Below are 25,344 nucleotides of genomic sequence, written 5' to 3'. Positions count from 1 at the left end.
CGCGGATAAAACACCCCTGGGGAAGGTCGGCCCATCGGGCTATCTTTAAGCGTTACCAAAGCCATGGGCGGGGAGCCACGAAAAGCATCATGTCATCCACAACAGTCACCGCGGACGCACCGCGCACATCCAGCCTGGTACCGATGCTGATCATCGGCCTGCTGTTTTTTGTCATGGGATTTTTCACCTGGCTCAACGGGCCGCTGATCTCGTTCGTCAAGGTCGCCTTTACGCTCGACGACATCAACGCCTTCCTGGTGCCGTTTGCGTTTTACGTGTCCTACTTCGTGCTGGCGCTGCCCGCGGGCGCGGTGCTCAAGCGCACCGGCATGAAGAAAGGCATGGTGCTGGGCCTTTTCATCATGGCGATCGGCGCGGCACTGTTCGGCGAGTTCGTGCGCATTCGCATTTATCCCGGCGCATTGACCGGCCTGTTCGTGATCGGCGCGGGCCTGTCGCTGCTGCAGACGGCTTCCAACCCGTACATCAGCATTCTCGGCCCGATCGAAAGCGCCGCGCAGCGCATCGCGCTGATGGGCATCTGCAACAAGGTGGCCGGCGCGATCGCGCCATTCGCCTTCGGCGCGCTGGTGATGAGCGGCATCGATGCATTCCTGGGCCGGATAAGCGCCATGGAGGTCGGCCCTTCGCGTGATGCCTTGCTCACTGAATTCGCATCGCGCGTGTTCTGGCCATACATGGCACTCGCTGCGCTGCTGGTCGTCGTAGCCGCCTGGATCCTGTTTTCCTCGCTACCTGAAATCAAGCCGTCCGGCGCCAACAGCGAGCGCTCGATCGGCCACAGCAAGGGCAGCATTTTCAGCTTTCCGCACCTGTGGCTGGGCGTGCTGTGCCTGTTCCTCTACGTGGGTGTCGAGGTCATGGCTGGCGACGCTATCGGCACCTATGGCCAGGGCTTCGGTCTGGCCCCGGGCGAAACCGCGCACTTCACGTCGTTCACCCTCATCTGCATGTTGGTGGGCTACCTGGCCGGCCTTGCGCTGATCCCGAAGGTCATCTCGCAGCAGTCCTATCTGGCGCTGTCCGCGGTACTGGGCATGGTGTTTACCCTGGGCGCGTATGTCACCCACGGCTATGTCTCCGTCGGCTTCGTTGCGGCACTGGGCTTCGCCAATGCGATGATGTGGCCGGCGATCTTTCCATTGGCGATCAAGGGCCTGGGCCGATTCACCGAGCTGGGTTCGGCCTTGCTCGTGATGGGCATCGTCGGTGGCGCGATCCTGCCGCAGTTGTTCGCGCACCTGAAGGCGCACTTCAACTTCCAGCTGGTGTTCGCCGTGCTGATGGTGCCCTGCTACCTGTACATCCTCTACTACGGCGCGCGCGGCCACCGGGTAGGCCAGCACGGGACCTGAGACCGCCATCCCGATGACCCAAGCCTGGGCTACGATGCCCGGTTAACCGCGCTACCGGAGTTCTGCCGTTGCAAAGCCCCACCATCAAGGACGTCGCCAAGCGTTCTGGCGTATCGCTCAAGACCGTCTCCCGGGTGATCAACCGGGAGACTTCCGTGCGTGCCGACACGCGCGAAAAAGTCGAACGCGCCATTGAAGCTCTCGGCTACCGGCCCAATCCGTCCGCCCGCGGCCTGCGCAGTACGCACGCCTATGCAATCGGCCTGGTCTACGACAACCCGAACGCGCACTACGTCATCAGCATGCAGGAAGGCGTGCTGTCGGCATGTCGCGAGCGCGGCTTCGGTCTGCAGATTCATCCCTGCGATTCGTCCGCGCCTGACCTGGCCGAAGAGCTCTGTTCGCTGGTCAAGCGCTCGCGCCTGGCCGGCCTGGTGCTGGCGCCGCCGATGTCCGAGCAGGACGACCTGATCGCCACGCTGAAAAGCGAAGACATCACCTTCGTACGCATCATCGCCGCGCGCGAAGATCCCAGGGACGGCTCGCCCTGCGTCTATGTCGACGACCGCGATGCGGCTTATGCGATCACCGAGCATCTGATCCAGCTCGGTCATACGCGCATCGGTTTCCTGTGGGGCGAGGAGCATCACCGTTCCAGCCCCGAGCGCTTCCAGGGTTATTCGGACGCGCTGAAGGATTACGGCATCGCACTCAACAAGAAGATCGTGCTGCCCGGCAGCTATGCCTTCGACGATGGCTTTCGCCGCGCGCGCAAGCTGCTCGCATCGAAGGAGCCGCCTACCGCGATCTTCGGCAGCAACGACGAAATTGCCGCCGGCGTGCTGGCTGCGGCACGCTCGGCGGGACTGGACGTGCCGTGGGATCTGTCGATCGCCGGTTTCGAGGACAACCCGTTCTCCAAGCAGGCGTGGCCGGCGCTCACCACCGCGCGCCAATCCACCGGCGATATCGGCCGTCACGCCGCGTTGCGCCTGATGGATGACTTGCAGCGCAAGAACAACGGCAGCGCCGAGATTCCCAGTAACGAAGGTTTTTCACCGGAACTAGTGGTCCGCGGCTCCACCGCGCCGCCACGCGGCTCCGCGCCACGCAAGGGCTGAGCGTTCGTTCGAACGGCGCCCGACTTTTATCGAGAGATCCATGAAATCTTCCAGCGACACCCTGATGTACCGCGAAGCGGCCGAAACCGCTGATGTGGTCGCGCGCCAACTCGAACAGAATGCGGAGCTGCTGGCCAAACTCGGCAAGCATCTGCGCGCCCATCCGCCGCGCTTCATTGCCACCTGCGCACGCGGCAGTTCCGATCACGCCGCTGCCTATGCCAAGTACGTGTTCGAAACGCGCCTCGGTTTGATGACCGCATCCGCGTCGCCGTCGATTTCCTCGATCTACGATGCCGACCTGAAAATGGACGGTGCACTGTTTGTCGCCATCTCTCAGTCGGGCAAGAGCCCCGACCTGTTGCGCAGCGCTAAAGCGGCCAAGAAAGCCGGCGCCTATGTCATCTCGATGGTGAACGTCGAAGACTCGCCCTTGGCGGAACTGGCCGACACCGTCATCCCGTTGCGCGCCGGCCCTGAGCGTAGTGTCGCTGCCACCAAGAGTTACCTCGCGACCTTGGCCGCGATCCTGCAGTTGACCGCGCATTGGAGTGACGACGCCCAACTGCACGGCGTGATCGCACGGCTCCCCGACGATCTGCGCCGTGGCTGGGATAGCGATTGGAGTGCACTCGAGCAGGGCCTGCGCGACAAGCAAAATCTATTCGTGGTCGGTCGCGGCTACGGCTTCGGCGCCGCGCTTGAATCGGCTTTGAAACTGAAGGAAACCTGCGGCTTGCATGCCGAGGCCTTCAGCGCTGCCGAGGTCAAGCACGGCCCGATGGCCCTGGTGGGCGATGGCTTCCCGGTGCTGTTCTTCGGCCAGGACGACGGCACGCTGGACAACACGCTTGCGGTCGCCAGCGAATTTCGTGCGCGCGGCGCACGCGTGTGGGTCGCCGCGCCCGGCGCCAGCGGCACCGATGCGTTGCCGCTACCCAACAACATCGCACCGATCGTAACCCCGCTGCTGGCCGTGCAGAGTTTCTATCGCGCTGCCAGCGCGCTCGCATTGGCACGCGGCTACGACCCGGACGTACCGCCGCATCTGAACAAGGTGACGGAGACGGTCTGATGGCAACGCAAAGCATGCTCGCCCTGGTCAATGGACGCGTGCTCGGCGAGCACGGCCCGCGCGAAGGCCAGGCCGTACTGGTCGAGGGCGCTCATATCGTCGCAATCGTGGCGCAGGACGATCCTCGCGTTGCACAAGCGAAACAACACAACCTGCACGGTCATCTGCTGCTGCCGGGTTTTATCGACGTGCAGGTCAATGGCGGCGGTGGTGTGTTGTTCAACGAAACACCGACCGTCGAAGCGCTGGCCAGCATCGCCGCTGCGCATCGCAAGTTCGGCACCACCGGAATGTTGCCGACGCTGATTACCGATACGCCTGAAGTAATGCGTGCGGCGCTCAAGGCCGTCAACGATGCGATCGATCAGGGCGTGCCGGGCATTCTGGGTATCCACGTCGAGGGCCCGTTCCTGGCACCGGCACGCAAGGGCATTCACGACGCCAGTCTGTTTCGCCTGCCAGAGCATGAAGATGTGCTGGCGCTGACTGCCGGCAACCGCGGCGTGGTGATGTTGACGCTGGCGCCCGAGCAGGTGCCGATGGATACCATTCGTCAGTTCAGCCAGGCGGGGGTGGTGGTGGTTGCCGGTCATACGGCGGCCGACTACACCACGGTTCGTGCCGCGCTCGATGCGGGTGTCAGCGGGTTCACGCATCTGTATAACGCGATGACGCCGTTGGGTAGTCGCGATCCTGGTGTGGTGGGTGCCGCATTGGACGATCCGCATAGCTGGTGCGGTTTGATTGCCGATGGACACCACGTGCATCCGGTGGCTTTGCGTATTGCCATTGCTGCCAAGGCGCGGGGCAAGAGTGTTCTTGTCACCGACGCGATGCCTCCGGTCGGGTCGGATAATCCCAGTTATGTGTTGAATGGCGAGATCATTACGGCGCGTGATGGGGTTTGTCAGAGTGACGCTGGCGTGCTTGCCGGGTCGGCGTTGGATATGGCCAGTGCGGTGCGTTATGCGGTGCAGGTGATTGGGTTGCCGTTGGCTGAAGCTTCGCGCATGGCCAGTAGTTATCCTGCGGCCTGGATTGGACGTGATCGGGTGCAGGGGCAGTTGGTTGCTGGGCAGCGGGCGGATTTTGCTGTGGTGGATGATGGGGTTGTGGTGCGTGAGACTTGGGTGGGTGGGGTTGCTTACCCGGTGGCTTAGTCTTGTTGTGACCTCCCCTATCTCGTCATTCCGGCGCAGGCCGGAAGCCTTTTACGTGACGGTATGGTTCTTGCCTGGGTGTTCGGGCGATCTGGCCGCTTACGCAGCGGGCGTTTCACTCGCCTGCCGGCGAGCGAGTCACTTTCTCTTTGCTGGCCCAAAGAGAAAGTAACCAAAGAGAGAATGGCCTTTGGAGCCAGAGCTCTGAGCAGCATTGAGAGATAAAACCGTCCGTGCCGCCTACTCGAATCGATAGGGGACACTTCAGGCGCTTCTGAGGTGCGCCGAATCTGTGCGCGAGGCGTCTTGGCGCTGAGGACTTAAAGCGCGCTCGATGCTCGCCACAGTCTTCCTACCCCTCTCGTCATTCCGGCGAAGGCCGGAATCTACTCCTCAGCGCATTCGCTTGAGAAACGTTGTCTGATGAGTGGGAAACTGAGGAGTGGATTCCGGCCTTCGCCGGAATGACGAATGGGTGGGGTGAGGTGAAATGTGGGGAGGTGCGCTCTCACTAACTCCTCACTCCTCTCCACTCACTCCTCACTCATACACATGCAGCTTCTGAAAAATCCACGCATGGTACGACTCCAGCAACCCCGGCTCCTTGCAATCGCTGTACGTCCCCTTGCACCGATCGCGTAACGCTATCGACGCCGAGAAATAAGGATCGGCCGGCAACCCTGCGGCCTGCAGAATCATTGTCGGCAGGTAGGCGATATCGAGCACCGGATACGTCGGCAATGCGGGGCCTTCGAAGTTGCTCTTGAGCATGTAGTACGTCAGATAGTTCTGCTCTGCTTGCGCGCCGTCCGGCACGCTGCGTCCCATCTCGCGGATGACGCCGCTGAACGATGGCTGGTGGTCGCCGAAGTGCAGGATCAGGGTCGGTTCGGCTCGCGCCAGGAACTCGTGTTCCAGTTGCGTCATGGCGGTGTCCGAATCGTGCAGGCGCGCCAGATACGTCACCATGTTCAGTGACTGCTTGTCCGGCAGGTTCTTCAACGGGTTCTGGCTGAAGGGCAGCGGCAGCGTGGACAGCGGGTCGGTGTCGTGCGGGCCGTGCTGGTTGAGCGTGAGCACCATGATGTATACCGGCTGGCCGGGTTTTTTCACCTGGGCATAGGCACGCTTGACCGCGTCGAACATCTGCGCGTCGGTTTCTTCCCACTCGTCGAGCTTCAGTTCCTGCGCGTCGAAGAACCGATCGAAACCATACGCCTTGTATGCATTGCGGCCGTTGAGAAAATTGCCGTTGGTCGGATAGACGGCCACGGTGAGGTAACCCAGGCGCTGCAGCTGCAGCGGCAGCGAGTCGCGTACATGCGGCGCCAGTACGTACGGCGCGTACATGCCGGCCGGCCCGAAAATATCATGCGGCATGCCGGTCAGCGCGGCGAACTCGCTCATCCAGGTACCGCCGCCCCAAGTGTGCACGCGCATGAAGCCGTGCGAGCGTGTCTGCGCATCGGCCTGAAGCATGCGCACATGGCACTCGGGCACATTGCAGCCATTGAAGTACGACGGATCGAAGGTGCTTTCTTCCAGTACCTCGACGATGTCCGGATAGGTGGCCTTGGCCGCCACGCCCGGCGTACCGCTGGCCGTCGCGCTCCATGTCTGCTCGGCATCGGTCTCGCTCGATTGCGCCGGCATCTGCACGCCGGACTCGCTGAATGTCACGAAGAAATTGGTGAGCTGCGCGGACGCTTCGTCGGAAAGCTTGTCCCAGATATCCCGCGCATGGACGACCGCGAACGGACCGTTAGGCAACAGGCAGATCCAGAACGCCACCACGCAGGCGATAAAGCCGGCGACGCGCCACTTGCGCACGCGGCGCCCCAGCAGATGCCAGTCGAAACGCCATGTCAGCCACAGCAACGGCGGTACCAACAGACAGGCGGTGACGCTGACGCCGAACAGGTGAGGGTAATGCCGCAAGGTCTCCAGCAGGCTGGTGCGCGCGTAGTAGACAAAGTCGGCGGCCATCAGCGGCGAGTCGAGATAACGCAGCTTCAATACCGACAGCACACGCAGTAACAGGAACAACGCACCGCTCAGCACCAGCGCGATGGCCACGCGACCGAACGCGAACACGAACGCACCGAAGGTGCAAAGCATCAGGGCAAGAATGAAACCGCGCTGCGGCCAGCCGGGTTCACCCATGACGGCCACATCGATACAAAACCCGAAGAAGACGAGCGCGAGCAGACAGGCCGCGCTGCCTCTGGCGACGCGAAACACAGATGATGACATCGGACGGCTGGCCCCTGTTCTCTAACATGTTGTAATGAAAGCGACATGTTAGCTGCGACTAGCCTGCTGCAAGGCTAACGGAAGGCATGACTCTCGGCAGGGTTCAGCCGCCGTTGAGCGTGAAATTTCATACCAATCTGCTAGGTTGCCCGGCTTGATACCCGTTCAGGAACGTCCCATGCCCTTGCGCTCCACCTTGATCCGGGCCGCCGTGCCCGCCGCCATGGCCCTGGCCCTGCTTGCCGGCTGCGCCACGACCTCGCAGAAACCCGCCGTCGCACCAGACGGGAGCCATGCGCAGGTGGCGATCCTGGAAACCACCGATATCCATTCCAATGTGCTGAGCTTCGACTATTACAAGCTCAAGCCGGACAGCAGCCTGGGCTACGAGCGCACGGCCACGCTGATCCGCCGGGCGCGCCAGCAGTACGCCAATACCTTCCTGTTCGACAGCGGCGACACCATCCAGGGCAGCGTGCTGGCCGACTATCAGGCCCAGGTACAGAAGATCGGCTGCCAGGAAGAACTGGGCATCTACCAGGCGATGGACACGATCGGCTACGACGGCGGCACCGCCGGCAACCACGAATTCAACTACGGCCTGCCGTTCCTGTCGCAGGTCACCGGGACGCCGATGAACGTCGACGGCGGCCATACCGACCGCTGCGCCGGCCCGCATTTCCCGCTGGTGCTGTCCAACGTGTTCAGCGCGCGCGACGGGCAGCCGATCTTCAAGCCCTGGGCGGTGGTGGAAAAGACCATCCAGGTCGACGCGCCGAACGGCAAGAAGCGCAGCGTGACACTGAAAGTCGGCATCATCGGCTTCACCCCGCCGCCGATCATGGAGTGGGACAAGCAGAACCTGGCCGGCAAGGTCACCGTCACCGGTGTGGTCGAGGCCGCCAACAAGTACATACCCGAACTGAAGGCGCAGCATCCGGACCTGATCGTGGCCGTGCTGCATGGCGGCCTCAACACCGACACCTATACCTCCGAGATGGAAAACGGCGGCTGGTACCTGGCCGCGGTGCCGGGCGTCGACGTGCTGCTGCTGGGCCATTCGCATACCGAGTTTCCCGGTCCGCACTACCAGGGCATGAAGGACGTCGATGCCAAGCGCGGTTTCGTGCGCGGCACGCCGGCGGTGATGGGCGGGTTCTTCGGCAAGGACCTGGGCGTGATCGAGCTTGCGCTGGAACGGCGTGACGGTCGCTGGGTGATCAACAAGGACAAGACGCATAGCGAAGTGCGCCCGATCTGCCCGACCAAGACCGACTGTGTGCCCGCTGATCCGGCGATCGCGCCGCTGGTTGCCAAGGCACACGATGCCGCCGTGGCGTACGTCAACACCCCGATCGGCGATACCAAGGTTCGCATGAGCAGCTACTTTGCCGACCAGGGCAATATGACCGGGCTCGCCGCGATCAATGCTGCGCAGCGCGAATACGTGAGCGCCGAACTGCCGCATCAGCATCCGGAGCTGGCCAAGCTACCGGTGCTCTCGGCGGCTGCCGCCTTCCGTACCGGCTTCGGCGGCCCCGACGACTACACCGATGTCGTACCCGGCCCGATCACCCTGCGCAGCGCGGCCGATCTGTATTTCTATCCCAATACGCTCAATGCGGTGAAAGTCAGCGGCACCGGCCTGAAGGCGTGGCTGGAGAAATCGGCCGAACGCTTCAACCAGATCGACCCGAACAAGACCGGCGAACAGGAGCTGATTGGCAAGGGCCTGCCTGGTTACAACTTCGATCAGATCCAGGGCGGCCTGCATTACGTCATCGACGTGTCCAAGCCCAAGGGCGAGCGCATCGTCCATCTCACCTACAAGGGCAAGCCGGTCAAGCCGGAGCAGAATTTCATTGTCGCCACCAATAACTACCGCGCCAGCGGCGGCGGCAATTTCCCCGGCCTGGACGGCAGCAACATCGTACTGGCCGCGCCCGATGGCGCGCGCGAGATCCTCGCCAAGTGGCTGCAGCAGCACAAGCAGATCAAGGCGAAAGACCTGGAGGCGACCTCCTGGCGATTCGCGCCGCTGAAGACGCGCGGCCCGGTGGTGTTCAAGGCGGCCGCGGGCAAACAGGATATTGCGCATGCCGTAGGCCTGAAAAATATTACGTTGCTCAAGGACAACGGCGACGGTACGGCCATCTACGCGATCGATCTGAGCCGCTGAGCCCACTCGCATCGACTTGGCTAGCGAAGCGCCGGGCATGCCCGGCGCTTTTTTTTGTTCGCAACAAAACCGTCCATGCTGAGTTGCCGTTCATTTGGCGCTCCAAAAAAAACATTGTCTTGACGCGCGCCTTTGCAAGGTAAGCGGACGACGGCCAACTTACCTGCTGCGAAAGGACAAGCATGACCGCCATGCTGCATTTTTATGCCGCACGCTAGTCGTGCGCACGTTTTCAAGCGCCTTCTCCTGGTCCCCGTCGGGACGGGAGCACTGGCGACTAGCCACGCGGCTTCTGGCCCTGCGCTAATCGTCGCGCTGTTTGATTTCGCGTTTTTTTATCCGATCGTGATGGCTTTTTTCTGGATGATCGGCGGCGTGTACTACTACCTCCGGCGGGAACGCGGTACGCCGCCTCACGACGAGCCGCCGCCGCTACGCGACAGCCCTTTCGTCAGCGTGCTGGTGCCTTGCTACAACGAGGCCGAACGTATCGGCGAAACCATCGCGGCCATCGCGGCCCAGGCTTATCCGGATTTCGAGATCATTGCCATCGACGATGGCAGCACGGATGACACCGTCGAGCGCCTGGCCGAGCTGGTCGAACAGGTGCCGCAGCTTCGGGTGGTGCACCTTGAAAGCAATCATGGGAAAGCCAACGCCCTGCGCGTGGGCGCCTTGGCCTCGCGCTCGGAATACCTGATCTGCGTGGATGCCGATGCGATCCTCGACACGCACGCCACACGCTGGATGGTCGGCCACTTGATGGATGGACCGCGAGTGGGCGGCGTTACCGGCAACCCGCGCGTGCGCAACCGCACGACCCTGCTGGCGCGCATGCAGGTGGGTGAGTTCTCCGCGATCATCGGCCTGATCAAACGCGCGCAGCGCGTTTATGGGCAGCTATTTACCGTGTCGGGCGTGATCTGCGCGTTTCGCAAGACGGCGCTCAATCGCATTGGCTATTGGTCGGATCGCATGGTCACGGAAGACATCGACATTTCCTGGCGCCTGCAGCTGGACGGTTGGGAAATTCGCTACGAGCCCAACGCGCTTTGCTGGATCCTCATGCCGGAAACCCTCGGCGGCTTATGGAGCCAGCGCCTGCGTTGGGCGCGTGGTGGCGTGGAGGTGCTGCTCAGTCATGGTCGCAGTGTGCTGACGTGGCGCAAGCGGCGCATGTGGGGCGTTCTGTTCGAATATCTCGCCAGCCTGGCCTGGGCTTACGTCATGCTGACGCTGATCGTGCTCTGGGTGTTGGGCAATTTTCTGCCTCTGCCGCCTTCGCTGTACGTCGACACTATTCTGCCGCGATGGCACGGCGTGGTGCTGGCGACGGTTTGCATGCTGCAGTTTTTTACCAGCCTGGTGATCGAGCGCCGCTATGAGCGACCGCTGGCGCGCCATTTCTACTGGATCATCTGGTATCCGTTGGCGTTCTGGATCATCGGCATGCTCACCGCCGTGATCGCCCTGCCGCGCACGATCGCCAATCGCAGCGACCGGCGTGCGCGCTGGACCAGCCCGGACCGAGGTGTGCGATGAACCCTCCGCTGATCGATCGACCCGACCGCCTGACCCGCTTGCGTCGCACCCTCTGGGGGGCGATAGCCACGGCTGCCTGGTTGCTCTATGCCTGCTTGTGGGTGCCCTTGCTGACTCTTTTCGCATGGTTCCTGGGCATCCGGACGGCCTACCAGCGACTTTATGTAGACGAGCATGCCCTCGACCCCTTCATCGTCCTGGCGTTGCCCGTCATCGCGCTGCTCTGCGCTCTCGTATTGATTGGTTGGGCCGAATACAACCGCTTTCGATTCGCCGACGCCGACCGTCGGCGACGTCGGCGCGATGTCCTGGAAAGCACGGTCGACGAACGCCTGGGCGCCGATCATGTGCTCGGCGAGCGCCTGCGAAGGCATCGCATTATTCGGGTTTTACTGGACGAATCGGCGGTACCTGTCCGTGTGGAGGTACTGCGAGAAGAGTGACGCTCGCCACGGATGACAAGTTCTTGCGGCCCGGTGGCCCGGTGCCAGGGCATCCGTGTCTTGGTCTAACCGATGAGTGTGGTATCTATACCGGGCACAGTGGCAGCAGGCCGACAAGACGTCGCTTGCTGAATGGGGGAGACAAAGTTTTCGATGGCACATGCATCGCACAGGTTCTATACCGGCGGCTACTGGCTGCGTGCGGTGCTGCTCGTTCTTGCCACGGCTTTGCTCTTCAGCATCAACATGAGCTACCGCGCCGACTTCTTCGGCGTACGTGGCATGGCTTCCCTGGCGCACCTTGCCACCGGCGCGCTGGTCGTGTCCGCATTGGCCTATCGCGAACGTTCGGCGCTACGCATGTGCCTGCTCACGATTACCGTGTGTTGGCTTTTTCGCATGTTCCATACCGAGCATGCGCCGCTGGTGCCCGGTCTGATGGGCCTGCTCCTGGCCCTTGGCGTGTACTGGCTGATGCTGTGGATGCGTGGCTTCGTCTACCGGGGCCATGCCAGCGACGCCGTCTTCAGTGCGCGGCACATTCCACGGTTTCTGTTCGCTGCGTTGCTGGTGTTGCCTGGTTTCTACGCGCTGGGCAACCTGATGCTGGTATCGCCGCTGCAGGCACCTGACTGGGCCGCAGTCGCCAGCGATACGGTGCAGGTATTTTTCGCCAAGTTCTTCGGCACGCTGATCCTGGCATTGCCGATCCTGGTCCTGGAGACCGAAAACCCCACGCACGCTATCCGGCCCTGGTGGCAGCGCTCCCTGCCCTGGCAACCGGTGCTGTTCGGCGTGCTGCTGCCCGCACTGCTGTTGAAGCTCGCCAGCCGGCAACAGTTCGATATAGAAAACATTCTCGACGTGCTGCTGCAAAATCGGTTGCTGATTGCGGTGCTGGTGGTATGGGCGTCGTTCAAGCTGCCGCTGCGCTGGAGCATGACCCTGCTGGTGCTGGTGGAGTTCAGTTTTGCCACCGCGTTGTCGCGGTACGTCGATCGCTCCAGCGAGTTGCCCGACATGCTCGACCTGGCGCGCATCGCGCTGGAATGCATGACACTGGAACTGATGGTGCTGCTGCTCTATCTCTATAGCCGCGAGCGCGACAGCGCCCTGGCACAGTATCAGCAGGCCAGCCTGATCGAGCCCTTGAGTGGCCTGCCCAATCTCTCCGCGCTGCGTCAGCGATATGGACACCGCACCGATCTCCCGCTGGGCTTTCTGATACTGGACCGCGCCGAAAAAGTTTCCGCCAGTTTCGGCCTGCAGGCGCAGGCGGCGATGAGCAGTTGGGTTGCCGCGCAACTGGAGGACATCGCCGAGGTCTTTCATATTGGCACCGGCCAGTTTGTCGTCTTGCTGCGCGATGGCGACATGTCCTGGGAAAACGTATTGCACCGTTTGCAACAGCAGGAATTCGTGTGGCAGGAGCGGCGCTTTCATGTATTGCCCTACCTGGGCGTGACCGAACCGGCGCTGGCGCACGCCACGCTCGACACCCGCATTACCCTCGCCTCCGATGCCGCTATCGAAGCGCGCACACGCGGAGAATCCCAGGTGCAGCTGACCCTCGCCGCGTCACACGCCGACCCGCGCGAGCAGCACAAACGCGGCCTGGAGCTATCGACCACCGTGCTGTCGCGGATTCGCGCGATGGAAGTGGAACTGTATCTGCAACCGTTCGTGCCGCTATCGGAAGCCGCTGCCAGCGCCAACATCAACGGCGAATTGCTCTGTCGCCTGCGCGACCGCGATGGGCGCATCATCATGCCGCACCTGTTCGTCGAACAGCTACAAGCCGACCGGCGCATGGCGGAGCTGGACCTTGCCATGGTCCGCCAGCTCAATCGCTGGCTGCACGAACATGAAGCGCTGATGCCCGGCATCGGCCGTTTCTGCATCAATCTGGCTGGACAGTCGCTTGCTTCGCGAGGCTTTGCCCGCGAGCTGTTTGCTCAACTCGATACCTTCATACTGCCGGCCGATCGGTTGTGTTTTGAAGTCACGGAAACCGCCGCGATTGCTTATCAAGCCGAATCGTTGACGCTCTTTGAGCAATTGCGCGAGCGCGGATGCCATATCGGTATCGACGATTTCGGCGTCGGCTTTCAATCGTTCGAACGCCTTAAACAAATCCCCGCCGACGTTATCAAGATCGACGGCAGTTTCGTGCGCGACATGACGCGCTCGGCCTATGATCTGGCGGTCGTACGCGCCACCGTCATGATCGCGCAGGAACTGAAGGCACAAACCGTTGCCGAACACGTCGCCGATGCCGACACCGCGCAGGCGTTGCGCGCCTTGAATGTGGATTGGGCGCAGGGGTTTTTCTTTGCAACGCCGCTGCCCATCGACGAAGCCATCAAGCGTGTCAACGAAGCGGCGATCATCTAAACAAAAGCCTCGTGGTTAACCCACGAGGCTTTGGTCGAATCACACTTAAAAGCCGATAGCGGTTAACGACGGGCTTTCTTGCGGGTGGCTTTTTTCGCGACCCGAGTCGTCTTCTTGGCCGGCGCTTTTGCCTTGGTGGCGCCTTCGATCAGGAAGTTTTCGATACTACTGCCGCGACGCTTCAGGGCGTGGGCCAGCCACAGCGGCTGGCGGCCGCGACCGGACCAGGTTTCGGCCGGGTTTTCCGGATTGCGGTACTTCGGCGCCACCGCCGAACGCTTGCCCGTGCCCTTTCCGGCACGTCCACGGGTGGGGTAAACGTCAGCGAGGGTCAGCCCGCTATTGCCCAAGAGCGCGTCGATCTTCTTCCGGACGTCCTGAATATGGTTGGCCCGGGCCTCGTGCATTTGCGATTCCGCATTGGCGATAAGAGACTGGAGCTGGGAGGGCGAAAGGGACTTCAGATCAATAGCCATGGATGTTCCTATGGTGTTTTAAAAGAATTGCGTGATTGAGGTTGCCAAAAGACAGGGGGTAAAACCAGGGCGAGATGGCAACTAATGTGTCAGTTTAGACGCACTCGACATATATATGACGTATTTGTCGACCGACAAACATGGAAAAGGTTGCAAATGAACCTGTTGACTGCACCGCAGCATCGCACCTAATGTCGACACCATGACGCCGATCAGCCTGCCATCTTGCATGCCCATCGCCCTGGCAACCGCCGGGACCGTCATGCCGTCCGCCTCCACGACCACTATTACCACTACCGGAACCAGGTCTGGGCGGATGTCCGTGCGCGAGTAAAGCAATACCGCAACGGTCCCGCCCTCACAAGAGGCGGGCCGGCATACTCCGAACCGCCTACACACTGAAGACGGGGCCCCCTAATCTCAAGGAGGTCATCGTGAACGTGTGTATTTCACAACCCGCTAAAGAACCCTTGCTTCCGCCACATGGCGCAGCGCTGCCGGCGATATCCGCCCGTCGCCGCGTGCTGGCCGTGGGCCTGATCGGCCCCGGCCGCGTCGGCAGCGCCCTGCTCACTCAACTGCGCACCGCGCAGCCGCGCCTCTCCGGCATGGGACTGGACCTCAAGCTCTGTGGCGTCGCCGCCAGCAAGCGCATGTGGCTCGATAGCGACGACCCGGATCTCAATGCCCGGCACGATGGCGCGCAGACCTGGCGACCGGCCGACTTGCATGCTTTCGCCGAACACGTACGCGGCATGGACGGCCGCCACGCACTGCTGATCGACTGCAGCGCCAACGACCATGTCGCCGCGCACTATGCCGGCTGGCTGGCTTCGGGCGTGCACGTGGTCACGCCGAACAAGCTGGCCGGCAGCGGCCCGCTGGATCGCTGGCAGGCCATCCGCAACGCCTGCCTTTCCGGCTCCCGCTTCCGCTACGAAGCCACCGTGTGTGCGGGCCTGCCGGTCGTACAGACCCTGCGCGATCTGCTCGACACCGGCGACCGGCTGCTCGCCGTCGACGGCATGTTTTCCGGAACCCTGGCCTGGCTGTGCAATCAATACGACGGCAGTCGCCCCTTTTCCGCCCTCGTGCACGAAGCCCACGCGCTGGGCTATACCGAGCCCGATCCGCGTGACGACCTCTCCGGCCGTGACGTTGCCCGCAAGCTGGTGATCCTGGCGCGCGAAGCAGGCTGGCAGCTTTCATTGGAAGATATCGACGTGCAAAGTCTGGTTCCCGCCGCGCTGGCCGACCTGTCGCTGGACGACTTTATGGAGCGCATGAGCGAGCTCGACGCCCCGATGGCCGCGCAATTAGCCAACGCCCGCGCGCATGGCGGCGTATTGAGGCATGTCGCCAGTCTCGATGCGCACGGCAAGGCCAAGGTCTCGCTTTGCGTGCTGCCGGCTGCGCATCCTTTCGCGCATTCGCGCCTGACCGACAATGTCGTGCAGTTCACCACGCAGCGCTATCACGACAATCCCATGCTGGTGCAGGGGCCCGGCGCCGGGCCTGAAGTGACCGCTGCGGGCATCTTTTCCGACCTGTTGCGCATCGCCGACACGCTGGAGTTCAGGCCATGAATGCACAATTGGAGCTCTCTCCAAGGCGCGCAACGTCAGCCATGCAAGCAGCTCAAGCCATTGCCTATGCCAGCGTCGGCAATATCGGCGTCGGTTTCGACATTCTCGGACACAGCCTGGCAGGTGCCGGAGACCGTGCCGAAGTCCGGCGCATCGCCGAGCCGGAGGTGCGCATTACCGCCATCCATGGCGCCGCCCATCCGCTACCGACCGAAGCGCGCGCGAACACCGCCGGCGCGGCCTTGCTCGCCCTGCGCAAGGCGCTCGGCCTGGCGCACGGCTTCGAGCTGGTGCTGCATAAAGGCATCGCTCTGGGTTCGGGCATGGGCGGCTCGGCGTCTTCCTGCGTCGCCGCACTGATCGCCGCCAATGCCCTGCTCGACCGCCCGTTGCCACGCGAAGCGCTGTACGGTTTCGCACTGGAAGGCGAAGCGGTCGCCAGCGGCGGCCGGCACGGCGACAACATCGGCGGCATGCTGCTTGGTGGCCTGGTCCTTGCCACGCGCGACCGGATGGTGCGCATCCCGGTACCGGCCGATTGGTATTGCGCGCTGGTGCATCCGCACGTCGTGCTGGAAACACGCAAGGCACGTGCGGCCTTGGCGGGCGACTACGCACTCTCGGAGTTTGTCGCGCAGAGCGCCAACCTGGCCCTGGTCCTGGCCGGCTGCTATCGCGGCGAGGCGGCCCTGGTGCGCGATGGCCTGAAAGACGTCCTGGTCGAGCCACGGCGCGCGTCACTCGTGCCCCAGTTCACCAAGGTGAAGCAGGCAGCACTCGATCATCACGCCATGGGTGCGAGCATTTCCGGCGCAGGCCCGAGCGTGTTCGGCTGGTACGAAAACCGCGGCGATGCCCAGGCAGCTGCGGTGGCGATGTCTGCCGCTTTTGCTGCGGCGGGTTTGCAAAGTGACTCATTCGTGTCGCCCATCGACGGACCGGCGGCGCATCTTCTGGAGGAAGGTAGGGACGCATGAGCGAACCATTGCTCTTTCACAGCACGCGCGGCGCCGGCTCGGCAACGCTTGAACAGGCGATCAGCGCGGGCCTCGCCCCGGATGGCGGCCTTTACGTACCCGAAGCCTTGCCGCGCTTGAGCATCGACGCATTCGCCGATGCCAGCACGTTGGCCGAAGTCGCGACGGTGCTGCTGCAACCGTTCTTTGCCGGCAGCACGCTGGCGGGCGCGTTGCCGGATATCTGCACGGAATCCTTGAGCTTCGATACGCCGCTGAAGCCGCTCGCGCAACGCACAAACGCCTATGTGCTGGAGCTGTTTCATGGCCCCACCGCGGCGTTCAAGGATGTCGGTGCGCGTTTTCTCGCCGCCTGCCTCGCACGTCAGTTGCGTGGCGACAGTGCGCAACCGCTGCTGACCATTCTGGTCGCCACGTCCGGCGACACCGGTGCCGCAGTCGCTGCCGCGCTGCATCAGCAGCCCGGTATCCAGGTGGTGATCCTCTACCCGGACGGACGCGTCTCGCCGCGTCAGGCTCACCAGCTCGGCTGCTTTGGCGACAACGTACAGGCACTGCGGGTCGACGGCACGTTCGACGACTGCCAACGCATGGCCAAGGCCATGCTCGGCGACGCCGAACTGCAGGCGCAGCGGCCGCTATCGTCCGCCAACAGCATCAGTCTGGGCCGCCTGTTGCCGCAGATGAGCTACTACGCGCAAGCATCGCTGGCTATCTGGCGCACGCACGGGACCGAGGCCAATTTCATCGTTCCGACCGGGAATCTCGGTAATGCGCTGGCCTGTGTGTGGGCGCGCGAGATGGGTTTGCCGATCGGCTCGATTCATTTAGCTTGCAACGCCAACACCACGTTGCCCGACTATTTCGCCGGTGCCGACTATGCCGCCCACCGCACCATCGCCACCCTGGCCAATGCGATGGACGTCGGCGCGCCCAGCAATTTCGAGCGCCTGCGCTGGACGTTCCCATACGACAACGAACTGCGCGGACAGCTGACTGCCTCCAGCGTGAGCGATGCGACGATTCGCGAAACCATCACCCGCCATGCGAAGGCACACGACAACGTGTTCTGCCCGCACACCGCAACGGCGATGCATGTACTGGACAACCTCCCCGACGATGGCCTGCCACGCGTGGTGACGGCAACCGCACACCCGGCCAAGTTCGAAACCGTGCTGGAACCCTTGCTTGGTTTTTCGCCGGATGTACCGGGGCCGCTTGCGGCGATGCTTTACCGGTCGGCGAGCGCTGAGGCGATTGCGGCTGACGAGGGCGCGCTGAAGGAGTGGTTGCTGCGGGAGACGGTGGAGTTGTCGCGGGCTTGAGGGGCAGATCTGCTTGGTAGGCGATGTCTCCGCGAGCCCCGCCTCCCTCACCCCAACCCTCTCCCCTGGCTCCGCCGGGGGAGAGGGCTAGGTTGAGGGAGGCTTTAAGTCCTCATTGAGCACTCACGCCAACATCCCCAAGACCTCCTCAGTACTACGCACCCTCCCCAACCGCGGAAAAATCTTCCCCACCGCAAACGCATGCATATCCGCATCGGAAGAGCTCATCGCGTCCTCCACCAGCACCTGCGAAAAGCCCAGCTCGAACGCCACCCGCGCCGTCGACTCGACGCCGATGTTCGTCGAAACACCCCCCATCACCAGCGTCTGGATGCCGCGACGACGCATCTGCAACTCCAGCTCGGTGCCATAAAATGCACCCCATTGCCGTTTGATGATGTGGATATCCGAGTCGCAGGCATGAAGCTCGGGGGCATAGTCCAGCCAGTTGTCCGGCAGCTTGCGGGGCGGCGATGGCGCGTCGACCGGGGGTTTGAGCGCGTCGGCATGGTCAGGCGAGAAACCGACGCGTACCAGGGCCACCGGCGAGCCCAGTTCACGAAAACGAGCGGCAAGCCGGCCCGCGCGCTCGTACACTTCAGCCGAGGTGTATGGGCCGCCGGCAAACGGGGCGATACCCAACTGCAGGTCGATAAGCACCAGGGCCGTGGTGCGGGGGTCGAGCTTTTCCATCGAAGTCTCCGGGTCCGGCAAAATACGAGAAATGTGAGGATGTCCTCACTTAGGAGTTTATGAGGATGCCCTCACAAAAAACAAGTCCGCCGGCGCGCGCGCCACAGCGCAAACGCGGTCATGAACGGGTGGCGTCCCTGCTTTCGGCGGCTGCCGATACCTTCGTGGAAAAGGGCTACGACGCGGCAACAATGACCGAAATCGCTGCCCGGGCGGGTGCCTCGATCGGCTCGCTGTACCAGTTTTTCCCGACCAAGGAAGCGGTGGCGCAGGCGCTGATGGGCGGCCACGCCGAGGCCTTGTACGCCCGGATCGGCCAACTGACCGCGCGAGCCGCGCAATGGGGCAACGACGAGCTGGCGGGGCAGTTGATCCGCCTGTTCGTGGATTTCCGTCGTCAGCAACCCTCGTTCGTGGTGCTTACCGAGGTGCCTGCCTCGGTGCCCAAGGGAGAGGCACTGACCATACGCATGCGTATTCGCGATGAACTGATCGGACTGCTCAGCGGCCGCTACCCCGGCCTGCCGACCGCGCAGGTCCGGGCCGGCGCGACCGTCGTGCAGTACATGATGAAGGCCGCGGTCGCCCTGCATGCCGAAACCGCATCGACCGCCCGCACGACCGCACAGACGCAGCTTCGCCGCACGCTTTGGTTGTACCTGGACGATCTTGCGAATGCGTGACTGAAAACGTCCAGACATCTGGACGTCCAAACGTCCACGGCATCGCATTTTCCTGGATCGATAGAAAATTTCAAACGAAACTGTTGACATGACTTGTCGGCCACCGTTAGGGTCGACGACATGCCGCAGCGCAACAGCCACCTTCACGTCACCGAAAAGATCCGTCTCCTGACGGTTCCGGGACGCTTGCAGGTCCACGGCAACCTCCTTCTTACCCTCGTACTCGTACTCCTTATTATCAACGGAGGTGCGGGCTGAGGGCGCGTGTCCAGGTAAAGCAGAACTAACCTGAACCACCCGAAGAACCCCGCACCGGCAACGGAGCGGGGTTTTTTGTTGCCCTCGGCGACGCATCCAAAGCGGAGCCAACATGACACCCGATCAGCAAACCAGTACCGACGCCGAAGATCATGTACGCATCTTCGACACGACCCTGCGCGACGGCGAGCAGGCGCCCGGTTTTTCGATGGATCGACGCGCCAAGCTCCGGCTCGCGCACGCGTTGGAGGCGCTTGGCGTGGACATCATCGAAGCCGGCTTCCCGCAGGCTTCGCCGGATGATTTCGCGGCCGTCTCGGAAATCGCCGGCATGCTGCGCAACGCTACCGTCTGCGGCCTGGCGCGTTGCCAGCCCGGCGATATCGAGACCACCGCACGCGCCATCGAGAAAGCGCAGCGCTCGCGCATCCACGTGTTTCTCTCGACCAGCCCGCTGCATCGCGAGCACAAGCTGGGCATGAGCAAACAGCAGGTCATCGATACGGCGGTGCGCTCGATCGAGCTGGCGCGCGGGCTGTGCCATGAGGTGGAGTTTTCCGCCGAAGATGCGCTACGCACCGAGCCGGAATTCCTGGTCGAGGTGTTCAACGCGGCCGTGGCCGCCGGTGCAACGACGTTGAATGCCCCCGATACCGTCGGCTACACCACGCCCGGCGAGATGGGCGAGCTGTTCGCTTATCTGCGACGCCATGTGCAAGGCGCCGACAAGGTGATCTTCTCTTCGCACTGCCACAACGACCTGGGCATGGCGGTGGCCAACAGCCTGGCCGCTGTGAGTGCCGGCGCGCGACAGGTCGAATGCACGATCAACGGCATCGGCGAACGCGCCGGCAATGCGGCGATGGAAGAAATCGTCATGGCCTTGAAGGTGCGTGCGCCGCACTTCGGCGTCGACACCCGCATCGACACGCGCAAGCTGTATCCGACCTCGCGCCTGCTGAGCCTGCTGACCGGCCAGAACGTGCCGCGCAACAAGGCGATCGTCGGCGAGAACGCCTTCGCGCATGAGTCGGGCATTCATCAGCACGGCATGCTCAAGCACCGCGGCACCTACGAAATCATGCATCCGCAGGATGTCGGCATCGCCGAAACCAAGCTGGTGCTAGGCAAGCATTCGGGTCGCCATGCGCTGCGTTCACGTCTGCAGACGATGGGCTACACGCCCGACGACGCGGAGATGGAGAACATCTTTGCCCGCTTCAAGGCGCTGGCCGACAAGAAGCGCGAAGTCCACGACGACGATCTGGAGGCCATCGCGCTTGGTCATGATCCGGAGGCTGTCGGCCCGTGGCATCTGGTGCAGTTGAACAGCAGCTCGCACCTGGGCGGCAGTGCGTCCGCATCGGTAAGACTGTCTCACGAAGACGGCACCGAGATCGGTGAAGCGGCGATCGGCGACGGCCCGGTCGATGCCGTCCTGCGCGCGATCGAACGCGCCACCGGCACACCGTTGGAGCTGACCAACTTCCAGGTACGCGGCGTCAGCGAAGGCGGCGACGCACAAGGCCAGGCGCAACTGACCGCGCGCAACCAGGACCGCGAGTGGCGCGGTCAGGCCATCAGCACGGACATCGTCGAGGCCACCGCACTGGCGGCGCTGGTCATCGTCAATCGCATCGCGCGCCAGGCCCCGACCACGGGGACCCATCCAAAAGTGCAAGGAGCTGTGGCATGAGTACGCCTTTTCTGTGGCATAACGGACAAATTCGTCCCTGGACGGAAGCCACCGTCCACGTCAGTACCCACGCGCTGCATTACGGCTCGTCGGTATTCGAAGGCGAGCGTGTCTACGCCACACCCGATGGCCCTGCGTATTTCCGTTTGCAGGAACATACTCGCCGTCTGTTCGAATCGGCCAAGGTCTATGAGATCGATATCGGCTACAGCGAAGACGAGATCAACGATGCCTGCCTGGAACTGATTCGCGCCAACCGCATGAAGTCGGCCTATGTGCGCCCGATCGTGTTCCGCGGCGCCGGCGGTCTGGGCGTACTGCCCAAGGACGGCGCGCCGGTCGACGTCGCAATCATGGCATTGGACTGGGGCGCGTATCTGGGCGAAGCGGCCGAACGTGGCGCCGATGTGTGCGTGTCTTCGTGGCATCGCCCTTCGCCGAACACCGTGCCGAGCTGGGCCAAGGCTGGCGGCAATTATCTCAACAGCCAGCTGATCTGCCTGGAAGCACGTCGCGGCGGTTATGACGAAGGCATCGCGCTGGGCGCGAACGGTCTGCTGAGCGAAGGTGCCGGCGAGAACGTGTTCGTGGTCAAGCGCGGTCGCATCTACACGCCGCCGGCCAGCGCCGGCATCCTGGCCGGCATCACGCGCGAGTCGGTGATGGAGCTGGCGGCCGATCTGGGCTACCAGGTCGAAGAGCGCGAGATGCCGCGCGAAGCGCTGTACTCCGCCGACGAAATGTTTCTCACCGGCACGGCCGCCGAGATCACGCCGGTGCGCTCGGTCGACCGCAAGCCGGTCGGCAACGGCAAGCCCGGCCCGATCACGCAGGCCCTGCGCGACTGCTTCTTCGGCCTGTTCGACGGCCGCACGCAAGACACGCGCGGCTGGCTCACACCCGTCCACACCACTGCCACCCTGGAAGCCGCATGAGTCCGCGCAATCTGTTCCAGAAACTATGGGACGCGCATGTCGTCGCGCCCGAAACCGCCGATACGCCGGCAATTTTGTATATCGACCTGCATCTGGTGCACGAAGTCACCTCGCCGCAGGCGTTCACCGAACTGCGCGAACGTGGCCTGTCGTTGCGCCGTCCCGATCGCATGCTGGCAACACTGGATCACTCCACGCCAACGCTGGCAGCGGGCGCCGATGGCGAGCGTCCCTATGCAAATGCCGAAGCGAAGGCGCAGGTCGCGCAGCTTGAAGCAAACTGCCGCGAGTTCGGCGTCGAGCTGCACGGCTGGGATAGCGAAGATCGCGGTATCGTCCATGTGATCGGGCCGGAGCTTGGCGCCACCCAGCCCGGCATGACGATCGTCTGCGGTGACAGCCACACCTCCACGCACGGTGCCTTCGGCGCGTTGGCCTTCGGTATCGGTACGACCGAGGTTGGCCACGTGATGGCCACGCAATGCCTGTTGCAGCGCAAGGCCAAGACACTGGCGATTCATGTCGACGGCAACCTGCCGCACGGCGTCGGCGCCAAGGATCTGATCCTGCACATCATCGGCGAGATCGGCGTCGATGGGGGCACCGGGCATGTCATCGAATACCGCGGCGGCGCGATCGAGGCGCTGTCGATGGAAGAGCGCATGACGGTGTGCAACATGTCGATCGAGGCCGGTGCCCGCGCCGGCCTGATCGCGCCGGACGAAACCACCTTCGCCTGGCTGAAAGGCCGTCCACGCGCGCCGCAGGGCGCAGCCTGGGATGCGGCTGTCGCGCAATGGCGCGCGTTGCGCACCGACGATGGCGCCAGCTACGACCGCGAAGTGCATATCGATGCGAGCAAGGTGCGGCCCACTGTCACGTTCGGCACGCATCCGGGCATGGCGATCGCGATGGATGCCCCGGTTCCCGCCGCGCGCAACGCACAAGAGAAACGCGCGCTCGACTACATGCAGAGCAAACCCGGCCAACCGATGCGCGGCACGCCGGTCGACGTGGTCTTTGTCGGCAGCTGCACCAACTCGCGCCTGTCGGACCTGCGTGAAGCGGCCCAGGTGCTGCGCGGCCGCCGCGTCGCCGATGGCGTGCGCATGCTGGTCGTGCCGGGTTCCGAAGCAGTACGCCGCGATGCCGAACGCGAAGGCCTGCATCAGGTCTTTACCGAAGCCGGTGCCGAATGGCGCATCCCGGGTTGCTCGATGTGCATCGCGATGAATGGCGATCTGGCCCAACCGGGCCAACTGGTCGTCAGCACGTCCAACCGCAATTTCGAAGGTCGCCAGGGCAAAGGGGCTCGCACTGTGCTGGCCAGTCCCGCGACCGCTGCCGCGTCGGCATTGGCAGGTGTCATCGCCGATCCGCGCGAATATCTGACCGAGGTGGCCGCATGAAACCCGTGACCCGCATCCACTCGCGCACCGCCGTCCTGCCCGATGAAAACATCGATACCGATCGCATCATTCCCGCGCGCTTTCTGACCACCACCGAACGCGCAGGCCTGGGCAAGCTGTGTTTCAACGATTGGCGCTACCAGGCCGATGGCAGCGATAACCCTGCGTTCCCGCTGAATCGCCCCGAAGCCAAGGGCTGCTCGATCATCGTCGCCGGACGCAACTTCGGCTGCGGCTCCTCGCGCGAGCACGCGCCTTGGGCCCTGCTCGACTACGGCATCAACGCGGTGATCTGCAGCGAGATCGCGGACATCTTCCGCAACAACGCGCTGAAGAACGGCTTGCTCGCCATCGTCATCGACGAGGCCGAACATCGCTGGCTGCTGGAGCACCCGGGCGTCGAATTGATTATCGACGTGCGCGAGCAATACATCGCGCTGCCCGACGGTGGCCGCATCGGCTTTCAGCTCGAACCCTTCGCCCGTCATTGCCTGCTCAACGGTGTCGACCAGCTCGGCTACCTGCTGCAGAACCACGACGCCATCACCCGTTACGAACACACCACGCAAGCCCGCCAGGAGGCTGCATGAAAGCGCATATCGTTACCCTGCCCGGCGACGGCGTCGGTCCCGAAGTCACCGCGGCCGCGGTTGCCGTGCTGCATGCGGTCGCCGAGCACTTCGGCCATGAATTCACCTTCGAAGAGCATGCGATCGGCGGCTGCGCCATCGACGCGCACGGCGAACCGTTGCCGAAAGCCTCGTTGGAAGCCTGCAAGAAGGCCGACGCGGTTCTGCTCGGCGCCGTCGGCGGCCCCAAGTGGTCCGATCCGAATGCGCCGGTTCGGCCCGAGCAAGGCTTGTTGGCACTGCGCGCGGCACTGGGCGTCTACGCCAACCTGCGTCCGCTGCAGGTGCATCCGGCCCTGGCCAGGCTGTCGCCGCTGAAAGAAGAAAAGCTCAAGCATGTCGACGTGCTGTTCGTCCGCGAACTCACCGGCGGTGCCTATTTCGGCGCGAAGACGCGTACCGCCGACACGGCCACAGACGAGTGCAAGTACACCGTCGCCGAAATCGAGCGCGTCACGCGCCGCGCGTTCGATCTGGCTCGCCAGCGCCGCCGCCACGTTACCTCGGTGGACAAGGCCAACGTACTGGAAACCTCGCGCTTGTGGCGCAGCACCGTGCAGCGCATCGCGGCCGAGTATCCGGACGTGAAGCTGGAACACCAGCTGGTCGATTCGATGGCCATGCTGTTGCTGACCCAGCCCGGCCGCTACGACGTCGTCGTCACCGAAAACCTGTTCGGCGACATCCTGACCGACGAAGCGGCGGCACTGGCCGGTTCGCTGGGCCTGCTGCCTTCGGCATCGCTGGGCGATGGATTCAACGGCCTGTACGAGCCGATCCACGGTTCCGCACCGGATATCGCGGGCCAGAATGTCGCCAACCCCACCGGCGCCATTCTGTCTGTCGCCTTGTTGCTGCGCCACTCGCTGGAGCTGGAAGAGGAAGCCAATGCGGTGGAAGCGGCGATCGACGAAGTACTGCGCGATGGCCCGCATACCCGCGATATCGGCGGCACCGCCGGTACCGCTGAAGTGCAGGCAGCGGTGCTGACCGCCCTGGAAGAACACGCAAGCAATTCGGCGGCGTTCTTCTCCGGCGCGCGAGCCTGCGGCTAATGGTTCTCTCCTTGCTGCTGTTACGCGTGCGGGCCGGAACGGCATGTCTCTCTCGCCCCGAGGACATGTCGTCCCCCCT

20 protein-coding genes are annotated in these 25,344 nt (G+C 63.3%); 17 read left to right on the top strand and 3 right to left on the bottom strand.

Going from position 1 to position 25,344, the window contains the following annotated elements; translation table 11 throughout:
- Nucleotides 1–89 precede the first annotated feature (89 nt).
- The 4 genes from QMG46_RS05290 to nagA all read left to right on the top strand — a co-directional run bounded on the left by QMG46_RS05290 (nucleotide 90) and on the right by nagA (nucleotide 4,732).
- Nucleotides 90–1,376 (top strand): sugar MFS transporter, encoded by a 1,287-nt coding sequence (locus QMG46_RS05290; protein ID WP_281851443.1) that lies wholly within the window; start codon nucleotides 90–92, stop codon nucleotides 1,374–1,376.
- Nucleotides 1,377–1,444: 68 nt separating this feature from the next.
- Nucleotides 1,445–2,497: a LacI family DNA-binding transcriptional regulator gene (locus tag QMG46_RS05285; RefSeq protein ID WP_281851442.1), complete on the top strand. Its 1,053-nt coding sequence runs from the start codon at nucleotides 1,445–1,447 to the stop codon at nucleotides 2,495–2,497.
- Nucleotides 2,498–2,537: 40 nt separating this feature from the next.
- Entirely contained in the window at nucleotides 2,538–3,572 is a 1,035-nt protein-coding gene (locus QMG46_RS05280) for an SIS domain-containing protein (RefSeq protein ID WP_281851441.1), read from the top strand.
- Entirely contained in the window at nucleotides 3,572–4,732 is a 1,161-nt protein-coding gene (gene nagA, locus QMG46_RS05275; RefSeq protein ID WP_281851440.1) for an N-acetylglucosamine-6-phosphate deacetylase, read from the top strand. The genes QMG46_RS05280 and nagA overlap by 1 nt, the downstream gene beginning before the upstream one ends.
- 540 nt (nucleotides 4,733–5,272) lie before the next feature.
- Here nagA and QMG46_RS05270 read toward each other — a convergent pair.
- Nucleotides 5,273–6,985 (bottom strand): LTA synthase family protein, encoded by a 1,713-nt coding sequence (locus QMG46_RS05270; RefSeq protein WP_281851439.1) that lies wholly within the window; start codon nucleotides 6,983–6,985, stop codon nucleotides 5,273–5,275.
- Between the two features lie 178 nt (nucleotides 6,986–7,163).
- Between QMG46_RS05270 and QMG46_RS05265 the strand changes: the two genes are divergently transcribed.
- The 4 genes from QMG46_RS05265 to QMG46_RS05250 all read left to right on the top strand — a co-directional run bounded on the left by QMG46_RS05265 (nucleotide 7,164) and on the right by QMG46_RS05250 (nucleotide 13,543).
- The gene (locus QMG46_RS05265) at nucleotides 7,164–9,164 is read left to right on the top strand and encodes a bifunctional 2',3'-cyclic-nucleotide 2'-phosphodiesterase/3'-nucleotidase (protein WP_281851438.1); all 2,001 of its coding nucleotides are present in this window, start codon (nucleotides 7,164–7,166) and stop codon (nucleotides 9,162–9,164) included.
- Nucleotides 9,165–9,512: 348 nt separating this feature from the next.
- Nucleotides 9,513–10,706: a poly-beta-1,6-N-acetyl-D-glucosamine synthase gene (pgaC, locus tag QMG46_RS05260; RefSeq protein WP_281851437.1), complete on the top strand. Its 1,194-nt coding sequence runs from the start codon at nucleotides 9,513–9,515 to the stop codon at nucleotides 10,704–10,706.
- Nucleotides 10,703–11,149, top strand: a complete 447-nt coding sequence (pgaD, locus tag QMG46_RS05255; RefSeq protein ID WP_281851436.1) for a poly-beta-1,6-N-acetyl-D-glucosamine biosynthesis protein PgaD — start codon at nucleotides 10,703–10,705, stop codon at nucleotides 11,147–11,149. The genes pgaC and pgaD overlap by 4 nt, the downstream gene beginning before the upstream one ends.
- A 153-nt stretch (nucleotides 11,150–11,302) precedes the next feature.
- Nucleotides 11,303–13,543, top strand: coding sequence for an EAL domain-containing protein (locus QMG46_RS05250; RefSeq protein WP_281851435.1), 2,241 nt, complete (start codon nucleotides 11,303–11,305; stop codon nucleotides 13,541–13,543).
- Nucleotides 13,544–13,605: 62 nt separating this feature from the next.
- Here the strand turns inward: QMG46_RS05250 and QMG46_RS05245 are convergent, their stop codons facing one another.
- Nucleotides 13,606–14,019: an H-NS histone family protein gene (locus QMG46_RS05245; RefSeq protein WP_281851434.1), complete on the bottom strand. Its 414-nt coding sequence runs from the start codon at nucleotides 14,017–14,019 to the stop codon at nucleotides 13,606–13,608.
- A 434-nt stretch (nucleotides 14,020–14,453) separates the two neighbouring features.
- Between QMG46_RS05245 and QMG46_RS05240 the strand changes: the two genes are divergently transcribed.
- From QMG46_RS05240 to thrC, 3 genes are read left to right on the top strand one after another with little or no spacing between them, the layout of a single operon-like run.
- Nucleotides 14,454–15,605, top strand: a complete 1,152-nt coding sequence (locus QMG46_RS05240; RefSeq protein ID WP_281851433.1) for a homoserine dehydrogenase family protein — start codon at nucleotides 14,454–14,456, stop codon at nucleotides 15,603–15,605.
- Nucleotides 15,602–16,582, top strand: coding sequence for a homoserine kinase (locus QMG46_RS05235; RefSeq protein ID WP_281851432.1), 981 nt, complete (start codon nucleotides 15,602–15,604; stop codon nucleotides 16,580–16,582). The genes QMG46_RS05240 and QMG46_RS05235 overlap by 4 nt, the downstream gene beginning before the upstream one ends.
- A complete protein-coding gene (thrC, locus tag QMG46_RS05230; protein WP_281851431.1) occupies nucleotides 16,579–17,907 on the top strand; it encodes a threonine synthase in 1,329 nt (442 codons plus the stop codon). Before QMG46_RS05235 ends, thrC begins: the two co-directional genes overlap by 4 nt.
- Before the next feature lie 123 nt (nucleotides 17,908–18,030).
- On the opposite strand, the gene QMG46_RS05225 is transcribed toward thrC, so the two are convergent.
- Complete coding sequence (locus tag QMG46_RS05225; protein ID WP_281851430.1) at nucleotides 18,031–18,600, bottom strand: hydrolase; 570 nt, start codon at nucleotides 18,598–18,600, stop codon at nucleotides 18,031–18,033.
- Between the two features lie 65 nt (nucleotides 18,601–18,665).
- Between QMG46_RS05225 and QMG46_RS05220 the strand changes: the two genes are divergently transcribed.
- The 6 genes from QMG46_RS05220 (at nucleotide 18,666) to leuB (ending at nucleotide 25,265) form a co-directional block, all read left to right on the top strand.
- On the top strand, nucleotides 18,666–19,283 hold the full coding sequence (locus QMG46_RS05220) for a TetR/AcrR family transcriptional regulator (RefSeq protein ID WP_281851429.1): 618 nt from the start codon (nucleotides 18,666–18,668) through the stop codon (nucleotides 19,281–19,283).
- Nucleotides 19,284–19,653: 370 nt separating this feature from the next.
- Complete coding sequence (locus QMG46_RS05215) at nucleotides 19,654–21,237, top strand: 2-isopropylmalate synthase (protein WP_281851428.1); 1,584 nt, start codon at nucleotides 19,654–19,656, stop codon at nucleotides 21,235–21,237.
- Entirely contained in the window at nucleotides 21,234–22,172 is a 939-nt protein-coding gene (locus tag QMG46_RS05210; RefSeq protein WP_281851427.1) for a branched-chain amino acid transaminase, read from the top strand. Before QMG46_RS05215 ends, QMG46_RS05210 begins: the two co-directional genes overlap by 4 nt.
- Nucleotides 22,169–23,581: a 3-isopropylmalate dehydratase large subunit gene (gene leuC / locus QMG46_RS05205; RefSeq protein ID WP_281851426.1), complete on the top strand. Its 1,413-nt coding sequence runs from the start codon at nucleotides 22,169–22,171 to the stop codon at nucleotides 23,579–23,581. Before QMG46_RS05210 ends, leuC begins: the two co-directional genes overlap by 4 nt.
- The gene (leuD, locus tag QMG46_RS05200) at nucleotides 23,578–24,171 is read left to right on the top strand and encodes a 3-isopropylmalate dehydratase small subunit (protein WP_281851424.1); all 594 of its coding nucleotides are present in this window, start codon (nucleotides 23,578–23,580) and stop codon (nucleotides 24,169–24,171) included. Before leuC ends, leuD begins: the two co-directional genes overlap by 4 nt.
- Nucleotides 24,168–25,265, top strand: a complete 1,098-nt coding sequence (gene leuB, locus QMG46_RS05195; protein ID WP_281851423.1) for a 3-isopropylmalate dehydrogenase — start codon at nucleotides 24,168–24,170, stop codon at nucleotides 25,263–25,265. The genes leuD and leuB overlap by 4 nt, the downstream gene beginning before the upstream one ends.
- The last annotated feature ends 79 nt before the right edge of the window (nucleotides 25,266–25,344 follow it).

Source organism: Dyella sp. GSA-30 (assembly GCF_027924605.1).
In the GTDB taxonomy this organism is placed as follows: domain Bacteria; phylum Pseudomonadota; class Gammaproteobacteria; order Xanthomonadales; family Rhodanobacteraceae; genus GSA-30.
The sequence above is the reverse complement of the archived record's forward strand: the minus strand, read 5'-3'. Positions and strand labels throughout refer to the sequence as shown.

What these genes read in the sequence shown, in the direction of transcription:
- QMG46_RS05235 (WP_281851432.1), top strand. Translation starts at nt 15,602, where the DNA reads ATGAATGCACAATTGGAGCTCTCTCCAAGGCGCGCAACGTCAGCCATG.
- QMG46_RS05215 (WP_281851428.1), top strand. Translation starts at nt 19,654, where the DNA reads ATGACACCCGATCAGCAAACCAGTACCGACGCCGAAGATCATGTACGC.
- QMG46_RS05250 (WP_281851435.1), top strand. Translation starts at nt 11,303, where the DNA reads ATGGCACATGCATCGCACAGGTTCTATACCGGCGGCTACTGGCTGCGT.
- QMG46_RS05290 (WP_281851443.1), top strand. Translation starts at nt 90, where the DNA reads ATGTCATCCACAACAGTCACCGCGGACGCACCGCGCACATCCAGCCTG.
- QMG46_RS05270 (WP_281851439.1), bottom strand. Translation starts at nt 6,985, where the DNA reads ATGTCATCATCTGTGTTTCGCGTCGCCAGAGGCAGCGCGGCCTGTCTG.
- QMG46_RS05210 (WP_281851427.1), top strand. Translation starts at nt 21,234, where the DNA reads ATGAGTACGCCTTTTCTGTGGCATAACGGACAAATTCGTCCCTGGACG.
- leuB (WP_281851423.1), top strand. Translation starts at nt 24,168, where the DNA reads ATGAAAGCGCATATCGTTACCCTGCCCGGCGACGGCGTCGGTCCCGAA.
- pgaC (WP_281851437.1), top strand. Translation starts at nt 9,513, where the DNA reads ATGGCTTTTTTCTGGATGATCGGCGGCGTGTACTACTACCTCCGGCGG.
- QMG46_RS05220 (WP_281851429.1), top strand. Translation starts at nt 18,666, where the DNA reads ATGCCCTCACAAAAAACAAGTCCGCCGGCGCGCGCGCCACAGCGCAAA.
- leuD (WP_281851424.1), top strand. Translation starts at nt 23,578, where the DNA reads ATGAAACCCGTGACCCGCATCCACTCGCGCACCGCCGTCCTGCCCGAT.
- leuC (WP_281851426.1), top strand. Translation starts at nt 22,169, where the DNA reads ATGAGTCCGCGCAATCTGTTCCAGAAACTATGGGACGCGCATGTCGTC.
- QMG46_RS05245 (WP_281851434.1), bottom strand. Translation starts at nt 14,019, where the DNA reads ATGGCTATTGATCTGAAGTCCCTTTCGCCCTCCCAGCTCCAGTCTCTT.
- QMG46_RS05225 (WP_281851430.1), bottom strand. Translation starts at nt 18,600, where the DNA reads ATGGAAAAGCTCGACCCCCGCACCACGGCCCTGGTGCTTATCGACCTG.
- QMG46_RS05280 (WP_281851441.1), top strand. Translation starts at nt 2,538, where the DNA reads ATGAAATCTTCCAGCGACACCCTGATGTACCGCGAAGCGGCCGAAACC.
- pgaD (WP_281851436.1), top strand. Translation starts at nt 10,703, where the DNA reads ATGAACCCTCCGCTGATCGATCGACCCGACCGCCTGACCCGCTTGCGT.
- QMG46_RS05265 (WP_281851438.1), top strand. Translation starts at nt 7,164, where the DNA reads ATGCCCTTGCGCTCCACCTTGATCCGGGCCGCCGTGCCCGCCGCCATG.
- thrC (WP_281851431.1), top strand. Translation starts at nt 16,579, where the DNA reads ATGAGCGAACCATTGCTCTTTCACAGCACGCGCGGCGCCGGCTCGGCA.
- nagA (WP_281851440.1), top strand. Translation starts at nt 3,572, where the DNA reads ATGGCAACGCAAAGCATGCTCGCCCTGGTCAATGGACGCGTGCTCGGC.